This is a genomic window from Nocardiopsis sp. TNDT3, assembly GCF_003427465.1.
GTDB classification, from domain to species: Bacteria; Actinomycetota; Actinomycetes; order Streptosporangiales; family Streptosporangiaceae; genus Nocardiopsis; species Nocardiopsis dassonvillei.
Genome location: NZ_QPFC01001420.1, coordinates 1 through 1,732, shown reverse-complemented (window position 1 = coordinate 1,732; position 1,732 = coordinate 1). Strand labels below are relative to the sequence as shown.

The following is a 1,732-nucleotide window of genomic DNA, read 5'->3' as shown; positions in this document are numbered from 1 at the left end:
GCCGGGTCCACGCTCCCCCGGTCCCCGGCCACCCCGCCGGGGCCCCGCGCACCGGACCCGGCACCCGGGACACTGCCGCCCGCCGGGGCCCCTGCCTAGCGTGGTCGGTGCCGCCCGGGAACACGTCCCGGGCACGTCCACGACGACAAGGAGTCGCATGTCAGCGGTGCTCTTGGTCGCGTCGATGATCGCGTTCGCGGGCGCGGTCACCATCGCGGCGGCCCGTTTCCTCTCACCCGGCGGGACGGAGAAAGGGGCGTACGTCCTCCCCGGCGTCCTCCTCCTCGTCTACGCCGTCCTCTTCGGCCTGTGGATCGTGGTCCCGTGAGCCTGATCGACATCCGCGACGTCTCCATGGCCCACGGCCGCCACCGCGTCCTGCACGGGATCGACCTGCGGGTCGAACCCGGGCGGGTCTACGGGCTGCTCGGCCCCAACGGCTCGGGCAAGACCACCCTGCTCAAGTCGGTGCTGGGCGCCAACGACCACACCGGCGCCATCGAGCGCGCGCCGGGCCTGCGCGTGGGCCGCCTGATCGAGTACCCCGCGTTCTACGGCGGCCTGACCCTGCGGGAGAACCTGGAGCTGCACGCCCGCTACCTGCGCACGCCCCTGGACGAGGTCCCCGGCCTGCTGGCGGAGGTCGGCCTGGGCCAGCTGGCGGACCTGCGCTTCTCGCGCACCTCCCTGGGCATGAGGCAGCGGCTCGGCATCGCCCGGGCGCTCCTGGGCGAACCCGGGCTGGTGCTGCTGGACGAGCCCACCAACGGCCTCGACCCCATCGGCATCCGCGACATCAGGGAGCTGGTCCGGGCCGTCCAGCGCGAACGGGGCACGAGCATGATCGTCTCCAGCCACAACCTGACCGAGATCGCCTCCCTGGCCGACCACCTGCTGTTCATGAGAGCGGGCCGGATCGTGCGGCGCATGGACGCCGACGAGGTCGAGGGCGACCTTGAGGACCTGTACGCGACGGTCCTGGGGGAGGACGCATGAGGACGCTGCTGGCCAACGAACTCCGCAAGATCCGCCGGGAGCGCTTCGTCTGGGCCGTCCTCGTGCTCAACGTCGTCCCGCTGGCGATGGTGGTCGTCGACTACGCCGTGAACGGCGGGGAGCCCACCCTGGAGCGGTTCTACTTCACCTTCCACAACCAGTACACGATGGTCCTGCCCCTGGTGGTGTGCGCGACCGTCGCGGCCTGCTTCCACACCGAGTTCCGCAACGGCACCTACTTCGAGTGGCTCACCTGCGGCCGCTCCAAGCCCGCGCTGTGGGCCGCGAAGCTGGCCGTCGCGTGCGCGCTGGTGGCGGTGATGGCGGCGGTGAACCACGTGGGGCTGGTGGTGTTCCTGCTGATGGAGAACCCCGGAGCCGGGATCGGGCGGATGAGCGCCGCCTACTGGCTGCTGGTCGGCGTGTGCGTCGCCTCGGTGGCGCTGCTGTGCGCCCTGCTGACGCTGGTGACCCGCAACGTCGTCATCGTGAACGTGTTCGGGATCGGCCTGACCGTGGCCACGCTGGTGTTCATGGCCGCCGACTTCTCGTACGTGGTCCCGACCTGCTTCGCCTACCGGCTCAGCGTGGGCGTGGTCGTGCCCGACGCGGCCTACCCCGACCTCGGACAGGCGCTCGCGGTCGGCTGGACGGTGACGGCGTTGTCCCTGCTGCTGCCGCTGGCGGCCAACCTGCTGGTCATCACCCGGCGCCGCTACCTGCACTGACCCACCCC

General features: G+C 71.4%; 3 protein-coding genes. All 3 read left to right on the top strand.

Translation table 11 applies throughout. The annotated features are described in order from the left end of the window. Window positions 1-157: 157 nt before the first annotated feature. From DQW06_RS28450 to DQW06_RS28440, 3 genes are read left to right on the top strand one after another with little or no spacing between them, the layout of a single operon-like run. A complete protein-coding gene (locus DQW06_RS28450) occupies window positions 158-328 on the top strand; it encodes a hypothetical protein (protein WP_013153518.1) in 171 nt (56 codons plus the stop codon). After that, window positions 325-996: an ABC transporter ATP-binding protein gene (locus DQW06_RS28445; RefSeq protein ID WP_083555275.1), complete on the top strand. Its 672-nt coding sequence runs from the start codon at window positions 325-327 to the stop codon at window positions 994-996. Before DQW06_RS28450 ends, DQW06_RS28445 begins: the two co-directional genes overlap by 4 nt. Continuing rightward, window positions 993-1,724 (top strand): ABC transporter permease, encoded by a 732-nt coding sequence (locus DQW06_RS28440; protein WP_013153520.1) that lies wholly within the window; start codon window positions 993-995, stop codon window positions 1,722-1,724. Before DQW06_RS28445 ends, DQW06_RS28440 begins: the two co-directional genes overlap by 4 nt. Window positions 1,725-1,732: the final 8 nt, after the last annotated feature.